Source organism: Thauera sp. (genome assembly GCF_034003485.1).
GTDB lineage: Bacteria > Pseudomonadota > Gammaproteobacteria > Burkholderiales > Rhodocyclaceae > Thauera.
In genome coordinates this window covers 117,368-143,337 of the sequence record NZ_JAVEYL010000007.1, presented here as the reverse complement: position 1 = coordinate 143,337, position 25,970 = coordinate 117,368, and the positions used below count along the sequence as shown (strand labels likewise).

24 protein-coding genes and 1 tRNA gene are annotated in these 25,970 nt (G+C 67.7%); 14 read left to right on the top strand and 11 right to left on the bottom strand.

Translation table 11 applies throughout. From position 1 onward, the window contains the following. Positions 1-217: 217 nt before the first annotated feature. The 5 genes from dusB to hemF all read left to right on the top strand — a co-directional run bounded on the left by dusB (position 218) and on the right by hemF (position 5,419). A complete protein-coding gene (dusB, locus tag RBT54_RS05815; protein ID WP_320365061.1) occupies positions 218-1,264 on the top strand; it encodes a tRNA dihydrouridine synthase DusB in 1,047 nt (348 codons plus the stop codon). Further along, positions 1,261-1,500, top strand: coding sequence for a helix-turn-helix domain-containing protein (locus RBT54_RS05810; protein ID WP_297358536.1), 240 nt, complete (start codon positions 1,261-1,263; stop codon positions 1,498-1,500). The genes dusB and RBT54_RS05810 overlap by 4 nt, the downstream gene beginning before the upstream one ends. Before the next feature lie 108 nt (positions 1,501-1,608). After that, the gene (gene purH / locus RBT54_RS05805) at positions 1,609-3,198 is read left to right on the top strand and encodes a bifunctional phosphoribosylaminoimidazolecarboxamide formyltransferase/IMP cyclohydrolase (protein ID WP_320365057.1); all 1,590 of its coding nucleotides are present in this window, start codon (positions 1,609-1,611) and stop codon (positions 3,196-3,198) included. 34 nt (positions 3,199-3,232) lie between these two features. Further along, positions 3,233-4,510 (top strand): phosphoribosylamine--glycine ligase, encoded by a 1,278-nt coding sequence (gene purD / locus RBT54_RS05800; RefSeq protein ID WP_320365055.1) that lies wholly within the window; start codon positions 3,233-3,235, stop codon positions 4,508-4,510. Beyond that, positions 4,511-5,419: an oxygen-dependent coproporphyrinogen oxidase gene (hemF, locus tag RBT54_RS05795; protein ID WP_320365053.1), complete on the top strand. Its 909-nt coding sequence runs from the start codon at positions 4,511-4,513 to the stop codon at positions 5,417-5,419. It begins immediately after the preceding gene. A 36-nt stretch (positions 5,420-5,455) separates the two neighbouring features. On the opposite strand, the gene RBT54_RS05790 is transcribed toward hemF, so the two are convergent. The 4 genes from RBT54_RS05790 to hemC all read right to left on the bottom strand — a co-directional run bounded on the left by RBT54_RS05790 (position 5,456) and on the right by hemC (position 9,829). Next, positions 5,456-6,646 (bottom strand): heme biosynthesis HemY N-terminal domain-containing protein, encoded by a 1,191-nt coding sequence (locus RBT54_RS05790; protein ID WP_320365051.1) that lies wholly within the window; start codon positions 6,644-6,646, stop codon positions 5,456-5,458. Between the two features lie 10 nt (positions 6,647-6,656). Further along, positions 6,657-8,066 carry a uroporphyrinogen-III C-methyltransferase gene (locus RBT54_RS05785; protein WP_320365049.1) on the bottom strand — a complete coding sequence of 470 codons (1,410 nt, stop codon included), beginning with the start codon at positions 8,064-8,066 and terminating at the stop codon, positions 6,657-6,659. 10 nt (positions 8,067-8,076) lie between these two features. Further along, the gene (locus RBT54_RS05780; protein ID WP_320365076.1) at positions 8,077-8,811 is read right to left on the bottom strand and encodes a uroporphyrinogen-III synthase; all 735 of its coding nucleotides are present in this window, start codon (positions 8,809-8,811) and stop codon (positions 8,077-8,079) included. Between the two features lie 85 nt (positions 8,812-8,896). Then, the gene (gene hemC, locus RBT54_RS05775) at positions 8,897-9,829 is read right to left on the bottom strand and encodes a hydroxymethylbilane synthase (RefSeq protein WP_320365047.1); all 933 of its coding nucleotides are present in this window, start codon (positions 9,827-9,829) and stop codon (positions 8,897-8,899) included. Between the two features lie 113 nt (positions 9,830-9,942). Here hemC and RBT54_RS05770 point away from each other — a divergent pair, with 113 nt between their 5' ends. Further along, positions 9,943-10,377, top strand: coding sequence for a hypothetical protein (locus RBT54_RS05770; RefSeq protein WP_320365046.1), 435 nt, complete (start codon positions 9,943-9,945; stop codon positions 10,375-10,377). Positions 10,378-10,428: 51 nt separating this feature from the next. After that, complete coding sequence (ppc, locus tag RBT54_RS05765; protein ID WP_320365045.1) at positions 10,429-13,191, top strand: phosphoenolpyruvate carboxylase; 2,763 nt, start codon at positions 10,429-10,431, stop codon at positions 13,189-13,191. Between the two features lie 10 nt (positions 13,192-13,201). Here the strand turns inward: ppc and RBT54_RS05760 are convergent, their stop codons facing one another. Together RBT54_RS05760 and RBT54_RS05755 are read right to left on the bottom strand one after the other, a co-directional pair. Beyond that, positions 13,202-13,978, bottom strand: a complete 777-nt coding sequence (locus RBT54_RS05760) for a LytTR family DNA-binding domain-containing protein (protein ID WP_320365044.1) — start codon at positions 13,976-13,978, stop codon at positions 13,202-13,204. A 71-nt stretch (positions 13,979-14,049) separates the two neighbouring features. Then, complete coding sequence (locus RBT54_RS05755; protein ID WP_320365043.1) at positions 14,050-15,099, bottom strand: sensor histidine kinase; 1,050 nt, start codon at positions 15,097-15,099, stop codon at positions 14,050-14,052. An 82-nt stretch (positions 15,100-15,181) separates the two neighbouring features. Here RBT54_RS05755 and argH point away from each other — a divergent pair, with 82 nt between their 5' ends. The 7 genes from argH (at position 15,182) to RBT54_RS05720 (ending at position 21,983) form a co-directional block, all read left to right on the top strand. After that, a complete protein-coding gene (argH, locus tag RBT54_RS05750; protein ID WP_320365042.1) occupies positions 15,182-16,639 on the top strand; it encodes an argininosuccinate lyase in 1,458 nt (485 codons plus the stop codon). A 22-nt stretch (positions 16,640-16,661) separates the two neighbouring features. Then, on the top strand, positions 16,662-17,960 hold the full coding sequence (locus RBT54_RS05745) for a serine/threonine-protein kinase (protein WP_320365041.1): 1,299 nt from the start codon (positions 16,662-16,664) through the stop codon (positions 17,958-17,960). Next, positions 17,957-18,892, top strand: coding sequence for a fructosamine kinase family protein (locus RBT54_RS05740; RefSeq protein WP_320365040.1), 936 nt, complete (start codon positions 17,957-17,959; stop codon positions 18,890-18,892). The genes RBT54_RS05745 and RBT54_RS05740 overlap by 4 nt, the downstream gene beginning before the upstream one ends. A 258-nt stretch (positions 18,893-19,150) precedes the next feature. Continuing rightward, positions 19,151-19,726 (top strand): hypothetical protein, encoded by a 576-nt coding sequence (locus RBT54_RS05735; protein ID WP_320365039.1) that lies wholly within the window; start codon positions 19,151-19,153, stop codon positions 19,724-19,726. A gap of 12 nt (positions 19,727-19,738) precedes the next feature. Beyond that, positions 19,739-20,011, top strand: coding sequence for a hypothetical protein (locus tag RBT54_RS05730; protein WP_320365038.1), 273 nt, complete (start codon positions 19,739-19,741; stop codon positions 20,009-20,011). Next, the gene (locus tag RBT54_RS05725) at positions 20,008-20,883 is read left to right on the top strand and encodes an HprK-related kinase A (protein WP_320365037.1); all 876 of its coding nucleotides are present in this window, start codon (positions 20,008-20,010) and stop codon (positions 20,881-20,883) included. Before RBT54_RS05730 ends, RBT54_RS05725 begins: the two co-directional genes overlap by 4 nt. Then, positions 20,880-21,983, top strand: a complete 1,104-nt coding sequence (locus RBT54_RS05720) for a nucleotidyltransferase family protein (protein ID WP_320365036.1) — start codon at positions 20,880-20,882, stop codon at positions 21,981-21,983. The genes RBT54_RS05725 and RBT54_RS05720 overlap by 4 nt, the downstream gene beginning before the upstream one ends. A gap of 35 nt (positions 21,984-22,018) precedes the next feature. Here RBT54_RS05720 and grxD read toward each other — a convergent pair whose 3' ends face one another. The 5 genes from grxD to RBT54_RS05695 all read right to left on the bottom strand — a co-directional run bounded on the left by grxD (position 22,019) and on the right by RBT54_RS05695 (position 25,898). After that, the gene (gene grxD, locus RBT54_RS05715) at positions 22,019-22,345 is read right to left on the bottom strand and encodes a Grx4 family monothiol glutaredoxin (protein ID WP_320365034.1); all 327 of its coding nucleotides are present in this window, start codon (positions 22,343-22,345) and stop codon (positions 22,019-22,021) included. Positions 22,346-22,426: 81 nt separating this feature from the next. Further along, positions 22,427-23,287 carry a peptide chain release factor N(5)-glutamine methyltransferase gene (prmC, locus tag RBT54_RS05710; protein ID WP_320365030.1) on the bottom strand — a complete coding sequence of 287 codons (861 nt, stop codon included), beginning with the start codon at positions 23,285-23,287 and terminating at the stop codon, positions 22,427-22,429. After that, on the bottom strand, positions 23,287-24,366 hold the full coding sequence (prfA, locus tag RBT54_RS05705) for a peptide chain release factor 1 (protein ID WP_320365028.1): 1,080 nt from the start codon (positions 24,364-24,366) through the stop codon (positions 23,287-23,289). The genes prmC and prfA overlap by 1 nt, the downstream gene beginning before the upstream one ends. A 59-nt stretch (positions 24,367-24,425) precedes the next feature. Then, positions 24,426-25,682: a glutamyl-tRNA reductase gene (gene hemA / locus RBT54_RS05700; RefSeq protein ID WP_320365026.1), complete on the bottom strand. Its 1,257-nt coding sequence runs from the start codon at positions 25,680-25,682 to the stop codon at positions 24,426-24,428. Positions 25,683-25,822: 140 nt separating this feature from the next. Next, positions 25,823-25,898, bottom strand: a tRNA-Phe gene (locus RBT54_RS05695). Positions 25,899-25,970: the final 72 nt, after the last annotated feature.

The following is a 25,970-nucleotide window of genomic DNA, read 5'->3' as shown; positions in this document are numbered from 1 at the left end:
CCGGCCCCCGCGACCCCGCACCACACCTCGGCCCCGCGCCCTCGCCACCACCCCCCTCAACGCGCAAAACGCCACGCGCCACGCGCCCCCTCAGCTGCATGACGACCGGCCAGCTCCGAGGAACCTCCCACCGCCAGCGTGTTGCTCGCCCGCCCCAACAAGCGCACACGCAGGGTCGATAGGGTAAAATGCCGCGTTTCCGCTTGCCCATCACACCATGCAGTTTGCCGGCTTCACCCTGCGCAACAACCTTTTCGTCGCCCCGATGGCCGGCGTGACGGACCGCCCCTTCCGCCAGCTCTGCAAAAAGCTGGGCGCAGGCGTCGCCGTGTCCGAGATGGTCACCTCCAACTCGCTCCTTTACGGCAGCGAAAAAACCCGCCGCCGCGCCGACCACACCGGCGAGGTCGACCCGATCTCGGTGCAGATCGCCGGCGCCGACCCCGCGATGATGGCCGAAGCCGCCAAATACAATGCCGACAACGGCGCGCAGATCATCGACATCAACATGGGCTGCCCGGCCAAGAAGGTGTGCAACGTGATGGCCGGCTCGGCGCTGATGCAGGACGAGCCGCTGGTCGCGCGCATCCTCGAAGCCGTGGTCAAGGCGGTGCCGAACACCCCGGTCACGCTCAAGTTCCGCACCGGCTGGAACCGCGCCAACAAGAACGCCCCCATGATCGCCCGCATCGCCGAAGAATCCGGCATCCGCGCGATCGCCATCCACGGCCGCACCCGCGCCGACCAGTACATGGGCGAAGCCGAGTACGACACCATCGCCCACGTCAAGACACTGGTGAAGATCCCGGTGATCGCCAACGGCGACATCGGCAGCCCGCAAAAAGCCAAATACGTGCTCGATTACACCGGCGCCGACGGCGTCATGATCGGCCGCGCCGCGCAGGGCCGGCCGTGGATTTTCCGCGAGATCGAGCACTTCCTCGCCACCGGCGAGCTGTTGCCGCCGCCGCTGGTGAGCGAGATCCAGCAGGTCTGCCGCGAGCACCTGGCCGATCTCTACGCCTTCTATGGCGACGATCGTGGCGTCAAGATCGCGCGCAAGCACATCTCCTGGTACACCAAGGGACTGGTTGGCTCGGCCGCGTTCCGCCGCACGATGAACCAGATCCCCGACATCCCCGCCCAGCTCGCCGCCGTCGACGACTTCTTCGGCCAGCTCGCCGAGGCCGACGCCCGCCTGCGCTACGAGATGGACGCAGACGCGGACGCACCCACCGAATACGCGCAGGAACTCGCAGCATGACCAGTCGCAGCAACGAGATCGCGGACGCCGTCGTCCGCACGCTGGACCAGTACTTCCGCGACCTCGACGGCGAAAGGCCGGCCGCCATCCACGACATGGTGATCCGCAACGTCGAGCGCCCGATGCTCGAGTTCGTGCTCCAGCGCGCCAATGGTAACCAGACGGTGGCGGCCGACATGCTCGGCATCAACCGCAACACGCTGCGGCGCAAGCTCACCGACTACGAACTGCTATAGACGACGCCTGCGGCCGCACCGAAAACCGCGCACCGCCCGATACCGTCTCGAGAAACCGTGTTCCACGACGACTCCCCTCATTCCGACCTTCACCACCGGCCCACAACGATGAACGTCTCCCAAGCCCTGATCAGTGTCTCCGACAAACGCGGTGTGCTCGACTTCGCCCGCGAGCTCTCCGCCCTCGGCATCAAGCTGCTGTCGACCGGCGGCACCGCCAGCCTGCTGCGCGAAGCCGGTCTCGCGGTCACTGACGTGTCCGAGCACACTGGCTTCCCCGAGATGCTCGATGGTCGCGTCAAGACCCTGCACCCCAAGGTGCATGGCGGCATCCTCGCCCGTCGCGACCTTTCCGAGCACATGGACACGATCGCCGCGCACGACATCGGCCGCATCGACCTGGTGGTGGTGAACCTCTACCCCTTCCAGCAGACCGTGGCCAAGCCCGACTGCTCGCTCGAAGACGCGATCGAGAACATCGACATCGGCGGCCCCACCATGGTGCGCGCCGCGGCCAAGAACCACGGCAACGAACAGGGCGGCGTCGGCATCGTCACCGACCCCGAGGACTACGCCTGCATCATCGACGAGCTCAAGTCCAACGCCGGCAAGCTCAGCCACAAGACCCGCTTCGCGCTCGCGGTGAAGGCCTTCACCCACACCGCGCGCTACGATTCGGCGATCTCCAACTATCTCACGGCGCTCGTCACCAACGAGGCCGGCGACGTGTCGCTGCAGACCTACCCCGAGCGCCTGCAGCTGGCCTTCGACAAGGTGCAGGACCTGCGCTACGGCGAGAACCCGCACCAGACCGCAGCCTTCTACCGCCAGCCCGGCGCAGCAGAGGGCGGTGTGTCAGGCTACAGCCAGCTCCAGGGCAAGGAGCTGTCGTACAACAACATCGCCGACGCCGACGCGGCGTGGGAATGCGTCAAGGCTTTCGACGGCTCGGCGCCCGCCTGCGTCATCGTCAAGCACGCCAACCCCTGCGGCGTTGCGGTCGCGGCCAGCCCGCTCGAGGCCTACAAGAAGGCCTTCTCCACCGACCCGACCTCCGCCTTCGGCGGCATCATCGCCTTCAACGCCGAGGTGGACCGCGCCGCGGCCGAGGCCGTGTCTGCGCAGTTCCTCGAGGTACTGATCGCCCCCTCCTACACCGCCGACGCGCTCGAGCTGCTCGCCGGCAAGAAGAACGTACGTGTGCTCACCTGCCCGCTCGGCCAGCCCGCCAGCGCCTTCGACTACAAGCGCGTCGGCGGCGGCCTGCTGGTGCAGAGCGCCGACGAGGCCCGCATCCAGATTGCCGACCTCAAGGTCGTTACCCGGCGCGCACCGACGGAAGCCGAGATGCGTGACATGCTGTTCGCCTGGCGCGTGGCCAAGTACGTCAAGTCCAACGCCATCGTCTACTGCAAGGACGGCATGACCGTCGGCGTCGGCGCCGGCCAGATGAGCCGGGTCGATTCCGCGCGCATCGCGAAGATCAAGGCCGAGAACGCTGGCCTGCAGATCGCCGGCTGCGTGGTCGCCTCGGACGCCTTCTTCCCGTTCCGCGACGGCCTCGACGTGCTCGCCCAGGCCGGCGCCACCGCAGTGATCCAGCCGGGCGGCTCGATGCGCGACGAAGAGGTGATCGCGGCAGCCAACGAACAGAACATCGCCATGGTGTTCACCGGCTTCCGGCATTTCCGCCACTAAGAACCACCACCCAAGCAGAGATTCGGAGCAGCACATGAAAGTCCTCGTCATCGGTTCCGGCGGCCGCGAACACGCGCTGGCCTGGAAACTCGCCCAGTCGCCCAAGGTCACCCGCGTGCTGGTCGCGCCGGGCAACCCCGGCACCGCTGCCGAAAAGCTGCTGCAGAACGCCCCGATCACCGACATCGCGGTGCTGGTCGAACTGGCCAAGCGCGAGCAGGTCGCCTTCACCGTGGTCGGCCCCGAGGCGCCGCTGGCCGCGGGCGTGGTCGATGCCTTCCGCGCCGCCGGGCTGCCGATCTTCGGGCCGACCAAGGCGGCGGCCCAGCTCGAAAGCTCCAAGGACTTCGCCAAGCAGTTCCTCGTCCGCCACAACATCCCGACCGCGAAGTACCGCACGTTCTCGGATGCGGCAGCGGCGCACGCCTACATCGACGCGGAAGGCGCGCCGATCGTGATCAAGGCCGACGGCCTGGCCGCGGGCAAGGGCGTGGTGGTGGCGATGACGGCCGACGAGGCACATGCCGCGATCGACATGATGCTGCTCGACAACCGCATGGGTGATGCGGGCGCGCGCGTGGTGATCGAGGAGTTCATGGAAGGCGAGGAAGCCAGCTTCATCGTCATGGCCGACGGCAAGAACGCGCTCGCGCTCGCCACCAGCCAGGACCACAAGCGCCTGCAGGATGGAGACCAGGGGCCCAACACCGGCGGCATGGGCGCCTACTCGCCCGCCCCGGTGGTCACTCCCGACGTGCACGCACGCGTGATGCGGGAGGTCATCAACCCGACGCTCTCCGGCATGGCTGCGGATGGCCTGCCCTACACCGGCTTCCTCTACGCCGGCCTGATGATCGACGGCGAGGGCAAGCCGCGCGTGGTGGAGTTCAACTGCCGCATGGGCGACCCCGAAACACAGCCGATCATGATGCGGCTCAAGACCGATCTCGCCGACCTGATCGAGGCCGCAATCGCCGGCAAGCTCGACCAGACCGAAGCCGAATGGGACCGCCGCTTCGCGCTCGGCGTGGTGCTGGCCGCAGCCGGCTACCCCGAGAACCCGCGCAAGGGTGACGTCATCACCGGCCTGCCGACCGGCGAGCAGGACGACGTCCACGTCTTTCACGCCGGCACCACCGCAAAGGACGGCCGGATCGTCACCGCGGGCGGCCGCGTGCTGTGCGTGACCGCGCTCGGTGACAACGTGCGCAGCGCGCAGAAGCGTGCCTACGAGGTCGCCGACGGCATCGTCTTCGAGGGTCGCCAGTACCGCCGCGACATCGGCCACCGCGCGATCGGGCGCAAGACCTGAATGGATCCGCGCACCGTAAAGCCCTGGTTCACCGGGCTGCAACAGGGCATCGTCGAGCGCCTCGAAGCCTTCGACGGCCAGGCTTTTCGCAGCGACGGCTGGGATAGACCGGGCGGCGGCGGCGGGCTCACGCGCGTCATCGAGGACGGCAAATTCTTCGAGCGCGGCGGGGTCAATTTTTCGCATGTGATGGGCGACGGCATGCCCGCCTCGGCCACCGCGCACCGCCCGGAGCTCGCCGGACGCCGCTTCGAAGCCATGGGCGTGTCGCTGGTGCTGCATCCGCGCAATCCCCACTGCCCCACGGTGCACATGAACGTGCGCTGCTTCGTCGCGCTCGCTGACGGCAAGGCGCCGGTGTGGTGGTTCGGCGGCGGCATGGACCTCACGCCCTACTACCCCATCGAAGAGGATGTCCGCCACTTCCACCGCACATGCCGCAACGCCGTAGTGCCTTTCGGCGGCGAAGCCGAGTACGCCCGGCTCAAGGACTGGTGCGACCGCTACTTCTTCCTCAAGCATCGCAACGAGCCGCGCGGCGTGGGCGGGCTGTTCTTCGACGACCTCGGCGCCGACGGCAGCACCGACTTCGACACCGCGTTCGGGCTAACCCGCTCGGTCGGCGAGGCCTTCGTCGAGGCATACCTGCCAATCATCGAGCGCCGCAAGGACATGCCCTACGGCGAGCGCGAGCGCGATTTCCAAGCCTATCGCCGTGGCCGCTATGTGGAATTCAACCTGGTGTTCGACCGCGGCACGCTGTTCGGGCTGCAGTCGGGTGGGCGCACCGAATCGATCCTGATGTCGATGCCGCCGATCGCCAAATGGCGCTACGACTGGCACCCGGAGCCCGGCTCCGCCGAGGCCAATCTGTACGACAACTACCTCAAGCCGCGCGACTGGGCCTGAGCCCATGTCGCGCTGATTGCAGGCAACCGGCGCGGATCAGACCGCGCCGCCCGCCACCCGCTCGGCCGCGGCACGATAGTGACGCTGCGCGTCGTCCCGGCGCTCGAGCGTGTCGAACAGGTGGGCAAGCGCGAGGTGGGTGTCGACCTCGGGCTTGAGACCGAGCGACGCTTCCAGGTAGCTCTGCGCCTTGCCCCACAGCTCGGTGCGCCGGCACAACTGCCCGAGCGCGAACAGCAGCCCGGCATCGCGCGGCTGGCGTTCGAGCCAGGACTCGGCGTTGTGCAGGCAGGCACGCGCTTCGTCGACCGATTCCGCGCAGTAGGCATACAGGCGGGCCAGGCCACTGTCCCAGCGCTCGTCGAGCAGGCGCTCGGTCTGCGCGCGCGCGAGTGCCGCGCAACCGGCGCGCGCCATCAGCGGCAGCACGCCTTCCACCAGGCCTCGGTCCTGCAGTTCCTCGGCAGGAATCGCCTGCCAGTAATCCGCCAGCGCCGTGCGATCGGCGCCGAGCTGCTTCATGCGCTCGATATGGGCCTGACGCAGACCCGGGGCGGCCTGCTCGCGGGTGAGTGCCTTGTGCTTGAGCAACTGACGCAGGATGTGGAGCAGCTCTTCCCAGCGCCCGAGCGCGAGCGCAACCTCGGACTCGAGCCGCAGCATCGCGATGTGCTTGTGGCCGCCCTCGCGCAATTGCGCAAGACGCGCCGCGGCCACATCGAACTGCCGACTCTCGATTGCGAGCTCCGCCTCGGTCATCAGGCGGGCCACTTCACTGTCCTCGCCCTGCTCGGCCGCGTGACCGAGCCACTCGCGGTAGCGCGTATCGTCCTGCAGGCCATGAGCCGCACGCGCGGCAATCAGCGCCGCCATCGAAGAACCCTCTGCCGCGGTATAAGCCGTCGACGCCGATTTCAGCGACTGTGCAAAGCGCCCCTCGAAGAGCGCATTGATGGCCCCATGCAGCGCCTTGTCGGCTTTATCCCGACGCCGACGGCCGCGCCACTGCGCCACCCGCGATGGCAGGGCGAGCGTGCGGGTGAGCACGCGCAGCAACAGATGGATCAGCAGGACGCCTGCCACCAGCATCACGATGAAGAGGTTGAGGGATATCTGGGCCCGCCAGGGCGACAGCACGACCAGAACGTATCCGTCATTCACGCCGGCAATCATCGCCACGCCCACGGCGAGCGCGAAGATGCCGATCAGCCAGATCAGTGCACGCATCGCGGGGCCCTCACTCGCTCGCCGCCGGCGCCGACGCGCCGGACGTTGCCGGGGTCACGACCGTCGGCTCATCCGTGACCGGCGCTTCGGTAGCCGATGGGCTTGCCGGCAGTGCCTGCTCGGCGGCCACAGCCTCCGCAGCTGCGGGCACCGGGGCCGGCTCGGCGACTGGCGCGACAGGCGATACCGTGCCCGGCCGGGCCGGCTCGGCAGGCAGCGGCGGACGCCCGCTGCGCGCCTGCGCCGTGCGCAACGCGCTGAAGGTTTCGCTCAGATCAGGCGGCTCGTAGCGCACCTTGACGGCGTGGAGCTCGGTGAGTTCGTTCAATGCCACCTGGACGCGCTCTTCGCGCAGATCGAAGAAACGTTCGACCCAGGCCTTGGCCTGCGCGAGGTCGGCCTCGTAGGTGCGACCGTCGCGCGCCAGCAGCGCGAGGCGTGCCGTGAGCAGGCGGATCTTCAGGTTCTCGCGCAGGAAAGTGTTCTGGGCCGGCGCCAGCAGCACCGGGTCATCCTGATCGAGGCGCTCGACCCGCACCAGCGTGCGCACTTCGTGCCAGACATCTGCCGTCAGCGCCTGAGTGAAACGCCACACGCCCGCCATCCAACCCGCCAGGCCACCGCTGTCCGCGGGCCCCATCTCGCTGCCGACCGCCGCATCCACGGGCAACTGGCCCTCGAAAGCCAGCGGCAGTGCATCGGCGCGCTCCAGCAGGCGCTCGAGGCGCAAGCTGAGGCCGGACACGTCCAGCACGGGCTGTTGCCGAAGCTCGTCGATGTCGCGCGCCAGCGCGCGGCGCAGCGAAGCAAGCTGGCCGCGGTCGTGGATGGCGAGCCGCGCCTCGGCTTCCTGCAGCGCGATCAGCGCTGCCTCGACGTTGCCGGCGATCTGCAGTTGCTGCGCGGCCAGCGCCACCGCCTGCTCGACCTCGGCGATCACGCCGTCCTCGCGGCTGCGCGAAAATTCCTGGTACAGGGCTTCGAGTGCTGCGGCCTGACCTTCGGTGGTCTCGACCTTGGACTCCAGCATCCCGAGCTTGCCCTGCAGCGAGGCGATGACCTCCTGCTGCTGGCGCACGATGCCGCGCGCCTCGGTCGCGATCGACTCGCCCTCGGACAGACGCCGCGCCAGCTCCTCGCGCAGCTCGACCGACTGCACGCGCGTATCCCGCGCCTGCCAGATGGCCCAGCCCGCGCCGCCGATCGCGATCAAGGCGAGCAGCAGCGCCCACCATGCGGCGGGGCTGCGCCCCGACTCGCCCGCATCCCCGGTGGTGGCGGGAGGCGTCGGCGCTGCAGTCTGCACCTCGGCACCGACAGGCTCGCGCGCGTCCTCGCGGACGCTTCCTTGGTCGTCTTTCGCGGACGCATGCTGCGCCGTGGGCGGCGGCTGGATCAGGGCGGGAATTTCTTCTTTCATGGCCTCGGTTCTAACCAAAGTGATTCACAAGCGCCTGCATCAGGCCGTCATCGCCGGCGGGCGTCTCCACGACATCATCGAACCCCGCCGCCCGCGCCTGCGCGACGATGCGGGGGTGCGAAGCGAACACGGTAAGCGGCAGCAAGGTGGCCAAGCCCTCTTCGCCCAGCATATGGCGGAGGTTGCGTACACCTTCGCTGCTCGTCAGCAGCAAGCCGTCGACTTCGCCCCGCGCCACCGGCTGCAGCAGCAGCGCCGGGTCGAGATCGGGGCAGAAGCGACGGTAGCAAGTGACATATTCCACGCTCGCACCGCGTTCGCGCAAGGTGTCGGCGAGCAATTCGCGCCCGCCGTCGCCGCGAAAGATCAGCACGCGCTGCCCCGCGACCGCCTCGGAGGCGAATTCCGGCAGCGCGATCACCGCCTCGCTGTCGAAGCCGTCCTGAGGCGCAATCACATGCTCGAAACCGTAGCCGCGCAGCACGCGCTCGCTGCCCTTGCCGACGGTGGACACCTTCAGCGTCGCGGGCCAGGCACGTCGCGGCAGGATGAACTGCATCGCGTAATTGGCCGCGTTCGGGCTGACGAAGAACGCGAGGTCGAACGCATCGAGGCGCTCGATCAGGGATTCCAGCGGCGCCGGATCGAGCGCCGGCCCGACCGCGATCACCGGAAACAGCAGCGCCTCGCCGCCCGCGGCACGAATGCGCTCGCACAGGCTGCCGGCCTGTTCGCGCGGACGCATCACCACCAGCGTCCGCCCCGCCAGGGGTGCTACGGGCAGCGTGGCGGTGTCGTGACCCGTCATCGGCGAATCCGGCGCGACCACATCAGCCGATGTCGGCCAGGATCGCTTCCGCGCCCTGCCCGCGCAGATCGTCGGCCAGTGCGCGGCCGAGCGCTTCGGCATCGGCCGGCGCACCCTCGCGCTCGGCGCGCACGATCTCGCTGCCGTCCGGGCGCGCGACGAAGCCGCGCAGCCACAGGCGGTCTTCGCGAGCCACCGCATAGGCGCCCAGCGGCACCTCGCAACTGCCGGCCAAGGCACGCGCGACGGCACGCTCGGCGAGCACGCACGCGGTGGTGTCGGCGTCGACCAGGGGCTGCAGCCAGCCGATGACGTCGGTTCGCGCAGCAAGGCATTCGATGCCGAGTGCGCCCTGTCCGGCGGCCGGCAGCGAGACCTCGGCCGGCATCACCGAGCGGATGCGCCCGCCCATGCCGAGTCGGGTCAGGCCTGCGGCGGCGAGGATGATCGCGTCGTACTGACCTTCGTCGAGCTTGCGCAGGCGGGTGTCGAGGTTGCCGCGCAGGCTGGTCACGCCGAGGAAGGGATACTGGGCGTGGATCTGCGACTCGCGGCGCAGCGAGGACGTGCCGACCACCGCGCCCGGCGGCATGTCGGCCAGGCTCTCGTAGCGGTTGGACACGAAGGCGTCGAGCGGCACTTCGCGCGCGGTGATGCAGGGCAGCACGAAGTCGGCGCCCATCTCCATCGGCACGTCCTTCATCGAGTGCACGGCGATGTCGGCACGGCCGTCGAGCAGCGCGGTCTCGAGCTCCTTGACGAACAGGCCCTTGCCGCCAACCTTGGCGAGCGGACGGTCGAGGATCTGGTCGCCACGGGTGGTCATGCCCAGAAGTTCGACCTGGCAGCCGGGATACAATGCCTCGAGCCGGGCCTTGATGTGCTCGGCCTGCCACAGGGCGAGGCGGCTTTCACGGGTAGCAATGACGATGCGCTCGGGGGTCGCTTGGCTCACGATGGATATTTACCTGACAGGATGGTTTCATGCGGACAACACCTGACATTTGCGGCAATGCAGCATCAGGGTTGGCACCTATGGTGCGCGGTCTGGTCGGCATTCTAGCATGCGTGCCGATTGCACTCTCGGCCGCCCAGCCGAGCCTGCCAAAGGCAGCGGACCTGGCCAGCGACGGCGCCGCGATGCGCGCGGCGAAGATGCCGATGGTCGTGCTCTACAGCCAGGCTGGCTGCACTTACTGCGACGAGGCGCGGACCTACCTCGTGCCGATGGCCAAGGACCCGGCCAACGCGCAGCGAGCGCTCTTCCGGCAGGTCGACATCGACTCGGACGCAGCGCTCACCGACTTCGCTGGCAAGCCGACGACGCATCGCCGTCTGGCCACGGAGCTCGGCGCGAAGTTCACGCCGACCGTGAGCGTGCTCGACGCCGAAGGCCGCGCGCTGGGCGAGGAGATCATCGGCATGCGCCTGGCCGACTTTTATGGCCAGTATGTCGACAACGCGATCGACGACGCCCGCGCGGCGCTTGCCGGCAGACCCTGAACCTGCTCCATCGACACATCCATCGACCCCACCCACGGAACAACGAACGACATGACCCAGGACAAGGACGCCCCGCTGCGTGAAGACATCCGCCTGCTCGGCCGCCTGCTCGGCGACACCGTGCGCGACCAGCAGGGCGCAGCGGCATTCGAGCTGATCGAGCGCATCCGCCAGAACTCGGTGCGCTTTCGCCGCGACGACGACATCGCCGCACGGCGCGAGCTCGAGGCCATGCTCGACGCCCTGTCGCGCGAGCAGACCATCCAGGTCGCGCGCGCCTTCAGCTACTTCTCGCACCTCGCGAACATCGCCGAGGACCAGCACCACATCCGCCGCAGCCGCGCCCACCTGATCGCCGGCTCAACCCCGCGCGAAGGCAGCCTCGCGCACGCCGTGGCCAAGGCGCTCGACAGCGGCGAAATGGATCCCGCTGCGCTCGCCGAGTTCTTCGAAACCGCGCTGGTGTCACCGGTGCTCACCGCCCACCCCACCGAGGTGCAGCGAAAGAGCATCCTCAACTGCGAGACCGTGCTCGCCCGCCTGCTCGACGAGCGCGACCGCATGCAGCTCACCCCCGAGGAGGCCGAAGCCAACCACGAGGCGCTACGCCGCGCGGTACTCACGCTGTGGCAGACACGCATGCTGCGCACCGCCAAGCTGTCGGTGATCGACGAGGTCACCAACGGCCTGTCGTACTTCGAGACCACCTTCCTGCGCGAGCTGCCGCGACTGTACGCCAGCCTCGAGGATCGCCTCGCCGCGGCCGACCCGGCGCTCGGCGCACCCGAACTCGCCGCCTTCGTCCAGGTGGGGAGCTGGATCGGCGGCGACCGCGACGGCAACCCCTTCGTCACCGCCGAGGTGCTGGACAAGGCGCTCGCCATGCAATGCGCGGTGGCGCTCGGCTATTACCTGGACGAGTTGCACACCCTCGGTTCGCAGCTCTCGCTCGGCCTGGGCCTGGTGTCGGCCTCCGACGCGCTGCTCGCGCTCGCCGAAGCCTCGCCCGACCGCTCGCCACACCGCAGCGACGAGCCCTACCGGCGCGCCATCTCCGGCATCTATGCACGACTCGCCGCCACCTATCGCGAACTGCTCGGCCATGCGCCAGTGCGCCACGCGGTCGCCGAGGCCACCCCCTACCCCGACGCCGCAGCGCTTGCCGCGGACCTCGACACCCTGCACCGCTCGCTGGTGGCCAACGGCTCGGCGGCACTCGCGCGTGGCCGGCTGCGCCACCTGCGCCGCGCGGTGAAGGTGTTCGGCTTCCACCTCGCGCCGGTCGATCTGCGCCAGAACTCGGATGTACACGAGCGCGTGGTCGCCGAGCTGCTCGAGGTCGCCCGCCCCGGCTGCGCCTACTCGAGCCTGGACGAGAACGCCCGCTGCGCGCTGCTGCTCGACGAACTCGCCACCGCGCGTCCGCTCGCCTCGCCGCACGTGCATTACTCGGACGAGACCGAGGGCGAGCTGGCGATCTTCCGCACCGCCCGGCGCGCCCACCTGCGCTACGGCAAGGCAGCGATCCACAACTGCATCATCTCCAAGACCGACGACGTCTCCGACCTGCTCGAACTCGCCCTGCTGCTCAAGGAGGCCGGCCTCCTGCGCCCACTCGAAAACGCGCTCGACGTCCACATCGTGCCGCTGTTCGAGACCATCGGCGACCTGGAAAACGCGGCCGGCGTCATGGAGCGCATCTTCTCGATGCCCGTCTACCGCGGCTTGCTCGAGGCTCGCGCGCACACGCAGGAAGTGATGCTCGGCTACTCCGACAGCAACAAGGACGGCGGCTTCCTGACTTCGGGCTGGGCGCTGTACAAGGCCGAAGGCGAACTGGTCGACACCTTCGCCCGCCACGGCGTGCGCCTGCGCCTGTTCCACGGCCGCGGCGGCTCGGTCGGTCGCGGCGGCGGGCCGAGCTACCAGGCCATCCTCGCCCAGCCCGACGGCGCGGTGCAGGGCCAGATCCGCCTCACCGAGCAGGGCGAAGTCATCGGCGCAAAGTACGGCAACCCCGAAGTCGGCCGCCGCAACCTCGAGGTGCTGGTCGCGGCCACGCTCGAGACCAGCCTGCGCCCGGCCAGCGCCAGCCCCACGCCGCCCGCCTTCCTCCACGCCATGCAGGCGCTCTCGGACGCCGCCTTCGCCGCCTACCGCGGCCTGGTGTACGAGACCGAAGGCTTCGAGCGTTACTTCTGGGAATCGACCGTGATCAGCGAGATCGCCGCGCTCAACATCGGCTCGCGCCCAGCCTCGCGCAAGAAGAGCACCGCGATCGAGGATCTGCGCGCCATTCCCTGGGTGTTCTCATGGTCGCAATGCCGGGTGATGCTGCCGGGCTGGTATGGCTTCGGCAACGCGGTACGTGCCTTCCTCGCCGCCCGGCCAGACGACGGCCTGGCGCTACTGCAGCGCATGAACCGCGAGTGGCCATTCTTCCAGACCCTGCTGTCGAACATGGACATGGTGCTGGCCAAGTCCGACCTCGCCATCGCCAGCCGTTACGCCGAACTGGTGAAGGATGTGACCCTGCGCGAGGCGATCTTCGGCCGCATCCGTGCCGAGTATCAGGCCACGCTGGACGCCGTGTTGCAGATCACCGGCCAGCAGGAATTGCTCGACGGCAACCCGCTGCTCAAGCGCTCGATCCGCAACCGCTTCCCGTATCTGGACCCGCTCAACCACGTTCAGGTCGAGATGCTGCGTCGCCATCGCGATGCGGGTACGGACGTCAGCACCGACGAGCGCATCCGCATCGGCATCCACATCTCGATCAATGGCATCGCCGCGGGGCTGCGCAACAGCGGCTGAGCCGCGCGCTTCAAAGCCCGAGCATCTGCCTCACCACCGGCCACTGCCGGCGACTCACCGGCAGGCGCTCGGGTACGCTGCGGATCAGCACCGCCCAGTGCGCATCACTGCCTTCCTGTTCGCCGACGCGCTCCACCCCCTGCACCGCATCGCGCGCCACCAGGCAGTTGCGATGCAGGCGCAGGAAGCGGCGCGAGAACTCCTCTTCCAGTTGCACCAGCGATTCGTCGAGCACGTAGTCGCGCTCGACGGTGCGCGCGGTCACGTACTTGAGTTCGGCACGCAGGTAGAGCACTTCGCTCACCGGCAGCAGCAGGATGCGTCCGCGCTCGCTGACGCTGAAGTGGCGCCGCTCGCCCGGCGCCAGGCCGGCGAGCGCGGCATCGTCGAGCGCAGGACGACGCGCCTCGGCCTTGGCCAGCGCCGCAGCCAGGCGCTCGGCGCGCACCGGTTTGAGCAGGTAGTCCACCGCCGCCAGCTCGAAGGCCTCGACCGCGTACTGGTCGTAGGCAGTGACGAAGACCACCGCCGGCGGCGACGCCAGCTTGCCCAGATGGCGGGCGAGCTCCACGCCGTCCATCACCGGCATGCGGATGTCGGCCAGCACGACGTCCGCAGGCGCGGCCTCGAGCAGGCGCAGCGCCTCGACACCGTTGGCGGCCATGCCGATGATCTCGGTCGGATGGTGCGCCGCAATGTCGCCAAGCAGGTCGCGCAGACGCGCACGCGCTGGCGCCTCGTCATCGACGATGAGTACGCGCAGCGCTGCAGAGGGTGACGTCTCCATGCGTTCTTCCTGCCTCATGCCTGAGTTTGATTCGTGTGTTGCCAAGGGCGCAGGCCCGCTTCCCGGCAGCATCAGTCGCGTGTCCGGTAAGGCAGGCGGATACGCACGCGGTAGCGTCCGCCACCCTCGTCGATCTCCAGTCCGGCCTCGAGGTCGTAGAACAGCATCAGGCGCTCGCGGATGTTGTCGAGCGCCATGCGGTTGCCGGCGTGATGGCGGACGGCGTCGCACACCGGGTTGTCCACCTCGAGGCTCAGCACCTCGCCGCGCCGGGCGACGCGAACCACCACTTCGCCGGTCTCGGTCGAGGGCTCGATGCCGTGGTAGACGGCGTTTTCAAGCAAGGGTTGAAGCAGCAGCGGCGGCACGTGCGCATCGAGCAGGGCTTCACGCATTGCACTCGGAGTTGCACCCGCATCACCCGCGCCGGCAAACTCCCAGCGCACCAACAGGCGCTCGCCCAGGCGCAGGCGCTCGATATCGACATAGCGCTCGCACAACGCTACCTCGTCGCGCAGCGGCACGCGCTCGCGGTGGTCCTGCATCAGCGCGCGGAACAGGTCTGCCAGCTCTTCCAGCGCACGCTCGGCCCGGCGCGGGTCGGATCGGATCACACCGAGCACGCCGTTGAGGCTGTTGAAGAAGAAATGCGGCCGGATACGCGCAGTCAGAGCCATCAACCGGGCCTCGGCCAGTGCCGGGGTGAAGCGCCAACTGCGATAGTCGAAATAGAGCAACGCGATCGCAGCCGCCAGCCAGCTCCAGGCCAGCGCGCGCAACAGCGCCGGCGCATCGGCGCCGGTTAGCGGGCTGCTGACCAGCACCGCCAGACTCGCCACCGCGAACACCGCGACCTGCCCCGCTCGGGCGCCGAGGCGACGCAGCGCGGGCCCGAGCAGATACAGCAACAGCACGGCGAGCAGCAACGGCAGCTCCACCCGCCCCGCCATCAACGCGAGTTCCGCCACCAAGCGCTCGGCCTGGTCGGCGCGCAGGGCGACCGTCAGCAGCGCGAGCAGGTTCACCACCAGCAGCACGCGCAGCATCACGCCCAGGTTGCGGAAGTCGGGCAGCCCCGGGCCGGCAAGCCGGGCGGGCTTTTGCTTTATACTTTCGGGCATTCCCTTGCGCCGCGCAGGCGGCGTTTTCCCCTGTGCCAGGCCGGCTGCACCTTGCCGGCCATCTCGTTTTGTGCGCCTCATTATGACAGACACCACGTCGCCGGCCGCCGGCGCAAACACGCCGGACCCGGCTCCCGAAAACGCCCCCGCCAAGGCCTGGTCCGGCCGCTTCACCGAGCCCGTCTCCGACCTCGTCAAGCGCTACACCGCCTCGGTGCTCTTCGACCAGCGCATGGCGGCGCAGGACATGCGCGGCTCGCTCGCGCACGCCAAGATGCTGGCCCGCCAGGACATCATCGGGGCGCAGGACCTGGCCGACATCGAGCGCGGCATGGCGCAGATCAAGAGCGAGATCGAGCGTGGCGAATTCGCCTGGAGCCTCGACGACGAGGACGTCCACCTCAACATCGAAAAGCGCCTCACCGCGCTCGTGGGCGACGCGGGAAAACGCCTGCACACCGGCCGTAGCCGCAACGACCAGGTCGCCACCGACATCCGCCTGTGGCTGCGCGACGCGATCGACCAGATCCTCGTGCTGATCGCCGACTTCCAGAAGAACCTGCTCGACGTCGCCGAAGCCAACGCCGACACGCCGATGCCCGGTTTCACCCACCTGCAGGTCGCCCAGCCGGTCACTTTCGGTCATCACCTGATGGCGTATTACGAGATGAGCCGGCGCGACGCCGAACGCTTCGCCGACTGCCGCCGCCGCGTCAATCGCCTGCCGCTGGGCGCGGCCGCGCTCGCCGGCACCAGCTACCCGATCGACCGCGAGTTCGTCGCTGCCGAGCTCGGCTTCGACGAGGTCTGCTTCAACTCGCTCGATGCCGTCAGCGACCGCGACTTCGCGATCGAGTTCTGCGCGGCCTCGGCGCTGCTGATGACCCACCTGTCGCGGCTCTCTGAAGAGCTGATCCTGTGGATGAGCCCGCGCGTGGGCTTCATCGACCTCGCCGACCGCTTCTGCACCGGCAGCTCGATCATGCCGCAGAAGAAGAACCCGGACGTGCCCGAGCTGGTGCGCGGCAAGACCGGGCGCGTCAATGGCAGCCTGATCGCCCTGCTCACCCTGATGAAGGGCCAGCCGCTGGCCTACAACAAGGACAATCAGGAAGACAAGGAGCCGTTGTTCGACACCGCGGACACGGTCATCGACACCCTGCGCATCTACGCCGACATGATCACCGGCATCAAGGTCAAGGCCGACGCCATGCGCGGCGCGCTCAGCCAGGGCTACGCCACCGCCACCGACCTCGCCGACTACCTGGTCAAGAAGGGCCTGCCCTTCCGCGACGCGCACGAAGCCGTGGCGCTCGCCGTGCGAGCCGCCGACGTCAAGGGCTGCGACCTTCCGCAGTTCTCGCTGGATGAGCTGCGCATCGCGATGGCCCACGTGCCGGGTGCCGCCGAGCGCCTCGCCGACGACGTGTTCGCCGTGCTGACGGTCGAAGGCTCGCTCGCCTCGCGCAAACACATCGGCGGCACCGCGCCCGAGCAGGTGCGTGCAGCGGTGGCACGCGCCCGCGCCCGACTGAGCTAAGCAGGAGCCCGTCGCACCAACCATGACCGCGCCGGCGACGGACTACATCGGCAAGTACGAGCTGCGCCGCCAGATCGGCGCCGGCGCCACGAGCGCGGTCTTCCTCGCCTGGGACCCCTTCCGTCAGGCCGAGGTCGCCATCAAGCGCCTGCGCCGCGAGATCCTCGACGATCCGCAGCGCGGGCGCCTGCTGCGCCAGCTCTTCCTCAACGAAGCCGCCTTCGCCGGCAAGCTCAGCCATCCGCACATCGTGCGCATCCACGACGCGATGGTCACCGACCGCGACGCCTGGCTGGTCATGGACTACGTGCCCGGCGGCACGCTCGACGCCATCGGCCGACCAGAATCGCTCGCGCCGATCGAACGCGTCATCGAGATCATTTTCAAGGCCACGCGCGCGCTCGACTACGCCTTTCACCAGGGCATCACCCACCGCGACATCAAGCCCGCGAACATCCTGCTGATGGAACCGGGCGGCAGCGAGATCCGCATCTCCGACTTCGGCGCCGCGCTGCACACCGCGCGCGAGACCACGCAGATCGCCGGCGTCGGCTCGCCCGCCTACATGTCGCCACAGCAGGTGCGCGAAGTGCCACTCGACCACCGCACCGACATCTATTCGCTCGGTGTGGTGATGTTCCAGCTCCTCACCGGCCACCTGCCCTTCGAGCAGGACAACAGCTACAGCCTGCTCTACAGCATCGCCCACGACATCGCGCCTCCGCCCTCCGAGCTGCGCCCCGAGGCGCCCGAAGCGCTCGACGCCATCGTGCGCCGCGCCACCGAGAAGGACGTCGACCGCCGCTACCAGAGCTGGAGCGAGTTCTCCCACGACCTCGCGCTCGCCTACCGCAACCTCGGCGCCCTGCTCGCCACCGAAGCAGCGCTCGGCGACACCGGCAAGTTCGAAGCCCTGCGCGCGATGCGCTTCTTTCACCGCTTTGCCGACGCCGAGCTGTGGGAGGTCATCGCCTTCTCCCGCTTCAGTCACACCCGCGCCGGCACGGTGATCATGAAAGAAGGCGAGCGCGGCGACGCCATCTGCTTCGTGATCGAAGGCGAGGCGCGGGTGAAGAAGCACGACCACCTGCTCGACGTGCTCAACCCCGGCGACTGCTTCGGCGAGATCGCCGTGTTCTCGACCGTGCGCGGCGTGCGCTCGGCCTCGGTCGAAGCGGCGACCGACACGGCGCTCGTCACCATCCGCGCCAGCGCACTCCGACGCGCCAGCGACACCTGCCGCATGCACTTCTACCAGGCCTTTCTCGAGGTCCTGGCCACCCGCCTGTCGCAAACCAGCGCCCGCATCGCCAACCAATGACGCCCACCACGCCCCGCCCCGATTCCGCCCACCCCGCGCTGCCGGCCATCGAGCAGGCGGTCCGCGCACACACTGGCAACGCCTTTCGCATCGTCGACACCCAAGCCGTGGATGGCGGCAGCATCCACACCGCACTGCGCGTGACGGACCCCAGCGGCAGCGCGTACTTCGTCAAGGTCGGCGATGCCGATTGCGCCGCGATGTTCGACGCCGAGGCCGACGGCCTCGCCGCGATCGCCGCGAGCGCGAGCTTTCGTACGCCGGCGGTGATTGCCTGCGGCACCGACGGCGCACACGCCTTCCTCGTCCTCGAATACCTCGACCTGCGCCCGCTGCAGGCCACCGAAGATGGCGAACGCTTCGCCGACGCCCTGATACGCCTGCACCGCGACCGCGGCGACACCTTCGGCTGGCCGCGCGACAACTTCATCGGGCGCAGCGCGCAACAGAACACACCGCACGCCAACTGGGCGCACTTCTTCGTCGAACACCGCCTGCGCCCGCAGTTCGTGCTCGCGCGCGCCAAAGGCTTCGGCAGCGAACTCCATCGCGAGGGCGAGCGCCTTTTCGCTCGCATCCCCGCACTCTTCCTCGATTACCGCCCGCAGGAAAGCCTGCTCCACGGCGACCTCTGGCACGGCAACGCCGCGGTGCTGACCGATGGCACGCCGGTCGTCTTCGACCCGGCGGTGCATCGCGGCGATCGCGAGTCGGACCTCGCGATGAGCGAGCTGTTTGGCGGTTTTCCGGCGAGTTTCTACGTTGAGTACCGCAGGGCCTGGCCGCTGCATGAGGACTACGAGCAGCGGAAGCTGGTGTACAGCCTGTACCACGTGCTCAATCACCTGAACCTGTTCGGGAAGGGGTATCTGCGCGAGGCGATGCGGTTGGCCACCCGCCTGAACCACGCCCTGGCGCAAAGGAGGGACTAGCGTGTGCTGCACGAAACAATCGATTCAATGGAGTCAGGCCCTGGATTCAAGCCGAAAGTGTCGGGAAATTTGACAGCGACCTCCCCACAGAAACGACTGAAATCAAAAACCTCCAATAAATCATCGCCCTGCAGGCTTCGTGCACTCAGGCGTGAAATTTGCTACACAACGGGTAGGGAAACTTTCCGCAAAGGGCGGTCGTCGCTGGCATGCCCGCTATAATGACTTTGCTACGAATAGAAATTTGAGAGGCACGACATGCACCCAACCCAACCAGCAGATCGAACAGCACAACGACGCAAGTTGTTGAAAGGTGCCTTGGGTGCGTCTGCGGTAGCGACCCTGGGTTATTCGCGGACGGCTGCAGCGGCATCGATCACGGCTTGCATCGCCAATTTCCCCGAACTCTCGCTGCCGGCAGAGCAGTTCGTCAACAGCGGAAGTGAATTGCCCCCTGAGGGGAATGGCTTGGCCTGGAAAGGGGTTTTTGTCCAGTATTACTCGGAGAAACTTAACTCTAACGGACAAAACGGCGGGAAAAAATTCTACGCTGTGCAGATCGGTGACCAACTCTATCCAGTTGCCGATGGCTTGGCAGGTCCGGGCACTGGAGGCCTCGCCTCGCTGGTGCCGGTTACGGGATTTCCTTCCGATCAACCGTCCGGGTTTCCGCGCCAGGCTTGGACGCTTGTCTACTTCAGCGATGCCACGCGAGATGAGATTGGCCTGTATCCGAACGTTGCCGCACCAGCGGGCGGCGTGGCGCCGGCCTCTCTGGCCTGCCTGAGTTCGCTCAACGCCGATCTGTCCGGAGACTACACGTTCGGCGGCTGAACGACGCGCTGCATGCCTGTACTGCACACGCCCTCATCCTGGCTCGGAACTTACTGCCCGTCACTCGGCGGGCAGTTTGCTTTTCTGGATCCAGTGTCGTGGCAGACCCACCAGTTGAACGCGGATGCTTACAGCGTCCTGGAAGAAGCTGCATTTGCCATCGAGCAGCAGCAGCTCGATGCCTTCCTGGCCGATGTCGAGGCAGCCGGGGGCTGGCCACCCGGACTGGAATTCCTCGTGCGCTCGTTGACCACACTCGGCGAAGAGCAGACGTACACCACATGAGCAGCCCCGCCACTGCCTGCCGTGTGCTGGATGTCGGCGCTGCGCGCCTCGCGGTGATCTCGCCGATCGCCAGCTTTCACGCCCAGCTCGATGCTGTCTATCCATACATGGACGTCATCGCTGACGAGGGTTTCGCCGACGTCCGGGTATCCCTGTTACCCGAGACACGCGTGCTGCCCGGTCGGCGCCAAGCCCGGCTGTGGTCGGAAGGCGATTGCCCCTTCGAGCCCTATCCCCTGAATGCAGCCTTGCCCCTTTTCGAGTGGGGTAGCAACTGGCTGTTGTCCCAGCGCCTCAACGCGTATCTGCTCCTTCACGCCGGCGTGCTCGCACGCGACGGACAAGCGCTGATCCTGCCTGCCGCGCCCGGCTCGGGAAAGACGACGTTAAGTTGCGCGCTGCATCTGGCGGGATGGCGCTTTCTCTCAGATGAATTCGGCGTGGTGGACATCGAGCGGCGGGAAGTCCTGCCCATGGTTCGACCCGCTCCACTCAAGAACGCCTCGATCGAGGTCATGCGCGCGCGTGCGGGCGCCCGGCTCGGGCCGCTCTTCCCCGGCACCCGAAAAGGCGATGTAGCCCATTTCATACCCAATCGACAGAGCTTCCAGGCGCGTCATGAGCGCGCGACACCGAGGCTCGTCGTTTTCCCCCGCTTTACCCCCGGGGCAGCGCTGTCCTGCGTCTCGCTCAACCCAATGCAGGCCGTACTCGGCCTTGGTCAGAACAGTTTCAATTACCAGGCTCTGGGCACCGCGGGGTTCGAGACTGCGATTGCGCTCGCACGCACCACGCGCGCCTACAGGCTCACGTATGGCGACCTGGATGAAGCCATCGCGCAGATCGAGCATCTGTTTGTGAGCACCGCATGATTTCGCATCTGGACGCCGAATTTGCACTGCTGGCCAGCGGTCTGCGTTCACCGCTCGAGATCGAAGAACCAACCTGGGACCGGGTCCTTCGCATGGCGCGGGCCAGCGGCCTCCATGCCCGCTTGGCCTGCGCCAACGAGGACAATCCCAACGTTCCCGAGTGCGTCCAACGCCACCTCCTCTCGGCTCGCCGCATCGCGGCCTACCGTGCGCAAATGGTTCGCGCCGAACTATTCCACCTGGCACCGTTCTGCACGCCAGACCTCCCCGTCGTCGTGCTCAAGGGCGGCGCTTATCTGCTCCAGCAGCGGCGTATGGCCAGAGGACGCTTTGCTGCGGACGTAGACCTTCTCGTTCCTGCAGACCAGCTGCAAACCATGGAGGCACGACTGCGGGCTGCCGGATGGGGGGGCGCGAAACTCAGTCCGTATGACGAGCGCTACTACCGCGACTGGAGCCATGAAACCCCACCGATGCGCTTTCCCGGCCGCAATCTCGAGGTGGACCTGCATCACGCACTGACGCCAGTGACCGGTGACCTCGCATTCGATTCGTCGACGCTGTTCGAGCGCAGCGAACCGATTCGCGGCACCCCGTTCAGGGCGCTTTGCCCGGAAGATCAGCTACTGCATGCGTGCCTGCATTGCTTTCACGACGGCGACCTTGCCCTGCGCGTGCGAGAAGTCGTGGATATCGACGGATTGATTCGCGAGTTCACGCGCGACGATCGCTTCTGGGACAAGGTCGTGGCACGTGCGCACGAACTGAAACTCACCCGCCCACTCTGGTATGGGCTGCATTTTGCAGGAGCCTGGCTGGACTGCCCCGTTCCCGAATCGGTCATGAACAGCCTCCCGGCCCCTTCAGCTCCGGCACGCAAGCTCATGGACGCACTGCTACCGCTCGCAATGCTGCCCTTGCACCTGGATGGCCCACCGCCGCCAAGCGTTCGTCTTGCGCGCAAAACCTTACTCGCGCGCTATCACCTGATGCGCATGCCGATGCACCTCCTGATACCGCACCTGGCAAGGAAGGCGATGCTGCGCCTGCGTGGAAGCCGTGAGGAAAAAAAAGGAGCGCCCGACAACGGCGCCCCCTGAGTCAAGTTCGGCTCGCGTCCGGGCGGGTCATGCGCTCACTCGCCCACCACCCCCGCATCCTTCAGCACCTGCAGCAGCTCGCCGCTCTCGTACATCTCGCGCATGATGTCGCTGCCGCCAACGAACTCGCCCTTCACATAGAGCTGCGGAATCGTCGGCCAGCTGGAGAAGTCCTTGATGCCCTGGCGGATGTCGTTGTCGGCGAGCACGTTGACCGCGAGCACCTCGCGCACACCACAGCCCTTGAGGATCTGCACCGCGGTGGAGGAAAAGCCGCACTGCGGGAACTGGGGCGTGCCCTTCATGTAGAGCACCACGTCGTTGGTGGTGACCTGATCGCGGATGACGTCCTGGATGTCCATGGTTGTTACCTGAAAAGTCGAGTTAAACAGTCGGGAATTCTAGGCGGCGGGGCTGGATAGCGTCAACAGGTGATGCAGTGCTCAGCCCCTGCGGCCCAGCCAGCGCCCACCGCTCACACGCTCGATGCCCGCAAGGTCGGTCCATGAGGCGATCGCAGCGAAGCCGGCATCGGCGAGCAGGCTGCGCGCGGCGACGGACTGGTCGTAGCCGTGCTCGAGGAATAGCCAGCCGCCGTCGATCAGGCGCGCCGGTGCGCCGGCGACGATCTCGGCAAGATCATCCAGACCCTGCGGGCCGGCGGCCAGGGCGCTGCGGGGCTCGAAGCGCACATCGCCCTGCTCCAGGTGCGGGTCGGCGGCGGCGACGTAGGGCGGATTGGAGACGATGAGGCCGAACTGCTCGTCGCCGAGCGCGGCGAACCAGTCGCTCTGCACGAAAGACACGCTCGCGCCCAGCTTCGCGGCATTGGCCATCGCCACCCACAAGGCCTCGCGCGAGCGGTCGAGCGCGATCACATCGGGCGTATCCATCTCCAGCGCCAGCGTCACCGCGAGCGCGCCGCTGCCGGTGCCCATGTCGAGTACGCGCACGCCGCGTTGCCCGGCAAAATGGGCGAGCGCGAGCTCGACCAGCAGCTCGGTCTCGGGCCGTGGAATCAGCACCGCGGGCGTGACCATGAACTCGCGGCCGTAGAACTCGCGCGTACCGGTGAGATAGGCCACCGGCTCGCCGGCCACGCGGCGCTCGACCAGGCTGCGGTAGTTCGCCCAGTCCTCATTGACCAGCTTGTGCTCGGGCCATGCGACCAGGCGTGCCGCCGGGCATTGCAGCACGTGGCGCAGCAGCACGCGCGCGTCCATCTGGTCGATCTGCGTGCGCGCCCAGGCGAGCGCGCCGGCGATGTCGACCGCGTCTGCGGGCGGTGGGGTGCGCGTGTTCATCAGTCGTCTGCCAGCGCGGCGAGCAGGCTGGCCTGGTGTTCCAGGGTCAGCGCGTCGATGAGTTCGTCGAGCTCGCCCTGCATCACCGCGTCGAGCTTGTACAGGGTGAGGTTGATGCGGTGGTCGGTGGCGCGCCCCTGCGGGAAGTTGTAGGTGCGGATGCGCTCGGAGCGGTCGCCGCTGCCGACCAGGCTCTTGCGCTGTGCGGCTTCGGCGCTCTGCTGCGCGCGCACCTTGGCGTCGTACAGGCGCGCGGCGAGCACCGCCATCGCCTGCGCCTTGTTGCGGTGCTGCGAGCGGTCGTCCTGGCACTCGACGACGATGCCGGTGGGGAGGTGCGTGATGCGCACCGCGGAGTCGGTCTTGTTGATGTGCTGCCCGCCCGCGCCCGAGGCGCGGAAAGTGTCGATGCGCAGGTCGACCGGGTTGATGTCCACCGCCTCGACCTCGTCGGCCTCGGGCAGCACTGCCACCGTGCACGCGGAGGTGTGGATGCGGCCCTGGGTCTCGGTGACCGGGACGCGCTGCACGCGATGGCCGCCCGATTCGAACTTGAGCTTCGAGTACGCGCCGTTGCCAACCACGCGCACGATGACTTCCTTGTAGCCGCCGAGGTCGGATTCGCTCGCCGACACGATCTCCACCTTCCAGCGCTGGCGCTCGGCGTAGCGGGTGTACATGCGCAGCAGGTCGCCGGCGAACAGCGCCGCTTCGTCACCGCCGGTGCCGGCGCGGATCTCGAGGAAGAGGTTGCGCACGTCGTTGGTGTCGCGCGGCAGCAGGGCGCGCTGCAGGTCGGCTTCAAGCTCGGCGATGCGGGCCTCGCCGGCGGCGAGTTCGAGCTCACCGAGTTCGCGCATCTCGGGGTCGGCGAGCAGCTCGTGCGCGGTGGCGCAGTCGGCCTCGGCCTGGCGGTAATGGTGATAAAGGAGTACCACCGGCTCGATCTCGGCGCGCTCGCGGGACAGGTCGCGGAAAGTGTTCATGTCGCGCGCGGCGTCCTCGGACGCAAGCGCGCGGTCGAGCTCTTCGAGCCGGTTGGCGAGGTGTTCGAGTTTGTCGCGGATGCGCTGCTTCATCGTGATGAGCGGATGCGCACGCGCCGCCCACGCGGGCGGCCGGGCGCACACCAAGGGCCCTAGTGGTGGTCGCGGGACAGGTTGAAGAGTTCGCGCACCACGCGGCCGGCTTCGGCCTTGTGGTCGCCTTCGGCCTGATTGAGGAAGCGGGTGGGGCCGTGAATCAGCTTGTTGGTGAGGCCGTGCGACAGGGCCTCGAGCACGCGCTGCGGGTCCTCGCCCTTGGCGAGCAGGCGCACCGCGCGTTCGAGCTCGGCCTGGCGCAAGGATTCGGCGTGCTCGCGCAGCGAGCGGATCACCGGCACCGCATCGCGCGCCGACATCCAGTGCAGGAAGCCGTCGACCCGGGTGTCGATGATCTGCTCGGCCTCGACCACCGCCTGCTGGCGCGATTCCATGCCGGCCTCGACCACCTGGGCCAGGTCATCGACCGTGTACAGGAAGATGTCGTCGAGCTCGGAAATCTCGGGTTCGATGTCGCGCGGCACGGCCAGATCGACCATCACCATCGGGCGGTGGCGGCGCGCCTTGACCGCGCGCTCGACCATGCCCAGGCCGACGATCGGCAGCGGCGCGGCCGTACAGGACACCACCACGTCGAAACGCGGCAGCGCCTCGCCGATCTGGTCGATACGCATGGTGCTCGCGCCGAAGCGTGCGGCCAGCGCCTGCGCGCGCTCTTCGGTACGGTTGGCCACCGTCATCGACTTGGGCTTGGCGCCGCCGAAGTGGGCGGCACAGAGTTCGATCATCTCGCCGGCGCCGATGAACAGCACATGCTGGTCGGCGACACGTTCGAAGATGCGCTCGGTCAGATGCACCGCAGCGGCCGCCATCGACACCGTGTTGGCACCGATCGCGGTGGTCGAGCGCACCTCCTTGGCAACTGCGAAGGTGTTCTGGAACAGCTTGTGCAGCAGCACGCCCATGGTGCCCGCCTCTTCGGCGTGGCGGACGGCATCCTTGACCTGACCAAGGATCTGCGGCTCGCCGATTACCATCGAGTCGAGCCCGCTGGCCACCCTGAACACGTGACGGATCGCGTCGCGCTGCGGATAGGAATACAGGTAGGGCGAGACTTCGGTGAGCGCGAGGTGATGGAAGCGCGCCAGCCAGTCGGCGGCGTGCTGCGGCTGTTCGGCCGCAAAGTAGAGTTCGGTGCGGTTGCAGGTCGACAGGATGGCCGCCTCACGCACCGAGTCCGCCCGCGCCAGATCATGCAGGGCCTGATCCAGCCGCTCAGGCTGGAACGCAACGCGTTCGCGGATCGCGAGCGGTGCGGTATGGTGATTCAGGCCAAGGGCGAAGAGTTGCATGCGGAACTGGGTTCGGTCGGGGCGGAGCGCATTATAGCATCGCGAAACTGCCCCAAAATTGAGCCGAATCAGCCACTTCTGGCCAGATCGACAACCGCAAAGCAAATGGGCCGACACGAGGTCGGCCCATCTTCGGATTCTGGTGGCCAGTCGCGGAATCGAACCACGGACACGCGGATTTTCAATCCGCTGCTCTACCAACTGAGCTAACTGGCCAACGAGGTCCGCATTATAGCCATAGATCTTCCGCTGTCAAAGGCCTGGCGCGATTTTTTCTACCTGCCCCGG

Bases quoted from the DNA above. Each gene is read 5' to 3' on its own strand.
- dusB (WP_320365061.1), top strand. From the start codon at position 218: ATGCAGTTTGCCGGCTTCACCCTGCGCAACAACCTTTTCGTCGCCCCG.
- RBT54_RS05810 (WP_297358536.1), top strand. From the start codon at position 1,261: ATGACCAGTCGCAGCAACGAGATCGCGGACGCCGTCGTCCGCACGCTG.
- purH (WP_320365057.1), top strand. From the start codon at position 1,609: ATGAACGTCTCCCAAGCCCTGATCAGTGTCTCCGACAAACGCGGTGTG.
- purD (WP_320365055.1), top strand. From the start codon at position 3,233: ATGAAAGTCCTCGTCATCGGTTCCGGCGGCCGCGAACACGCGCTGGCC.
- hemF (WP_320365053.1), top strand. From the start codon at position 4,511: ATGGATCCGCGCACCGTAAAGCCCTGGTTCACCGGGCTGCAACAGGGC.
- RBT54_RS05790 (WP_320365051.1), bottom strand. From the start codon at position 6,646: ATGCGTGCACTGATCTGGCTGATCGGCATCTTCGCGCTCGCCGTGGGC.
- RBT54_RS05785 (WP_320365049.1), bottom strand. From the start codon at position 8,066: ATGAAAGAAGAAATTCCCGCCCTGATCCAGCCGCCGCCCACGGCGCAG.
- RBT54_RS05780 (WP_320365076.1), bottom strand. From the start codon at position 8,811: ATGCGTCCGCGCGAACAGGCCGGCAGCCTGTGCGAGCGCATTCGTGCC.
- ppc (WP_320365045.1), top strand. From the start codon at position 10,429: ATGACCCAGGACAAGGACGCCCCGCTGCGTGAAGACATCCGCCTGCTC.
- RBT54_RS05760 (WP_320365044.1), bottom strand. From the start codon at position 13,978: ATGGAGACGTCACCCTCTGCAGCGCTGCGCGTACTCATCGTCGATGAC.
- RBT54_RS05755 (WP_320365043.1), bottom strand. From the start codon at position 15,099: ATGCCCGAAAGTATAAAGCAAAAGCCCGCCCGGCTTGCCGGCCCGGGG.
- argH (WP_320365042.1), top strand. From the start codon at position 15,182: ATGACAGACACCACGTCGCCGGCCGCCGGCGCAAACACGCCGGACCCG.
- RBT54_RS05745 (WP_320365041.1), top strand. From the start codon at position 16,662: ATGACCGCGCCGGCGACGGACTACATCGGCAAGTACGAGCTGCGCCGC.
- RBT54_RS05740 (WP_320365040.1), top strand. From the start codon at position 17,957: ATGACGCCCACCACGCCCCGCCCCGATTCCGCCCACCCCGCGCTGCCG.
- RBT54_RS05735 (WP_320365039.1), top strand. From the start codon at position 19,151: ATGCACCCAACCCAACCAGCAGATCGAACAGCACAACGACGCAAGTTG.
- RBT54_RS05730 (WP_320365038.1), top strand. From the start codon at position 19,739: ATGCCTGTACTGCACACGCCCTCATCCTGGCTCGGAACTTACTGCCCG.
- RBT54_RS05725 (WP_320365037.1), top strand. From the start codon at position 20,008: ATGAGCAGCCCCGCCACTGCCTGCCGTGTGCTGGATGTCGGCGCTGCG.
- RBT54_RS05720 (WP_320365036.1), top strand. From the start codon at position 20,880: ATGATTTCGCATCTGGACGCCGAATTTGCACTGCTGGCCAGCGGTCTG.
- grxD (WP_320365034.1), bottom strand. From the start codon at position 22,345: ATGGACATCCAGGACGTCATCCGCGATCAGGTCACCACCAACGACGTG.
- prmC (WP_320365030.1), bottom strand. From the start codon at position 23,287: ATGAACACGCGCACCCCACCGCCCGCAGACGCGGTCGACATCGCCGGC.
- prfA (WP_320365028.1), bottom strand. From the start codon at position 24,366: ATGAAGCAGCGCATCCGCGACAAACTCGAACACCTCGCCAACCGGCTC.
- hemA (WP_320365026.1), bottom strand. From the start codon at position 25,682: ATGCAACTCTTCGCCCTTGGCCTGAATCACCATACCGCACCGCTCGCG.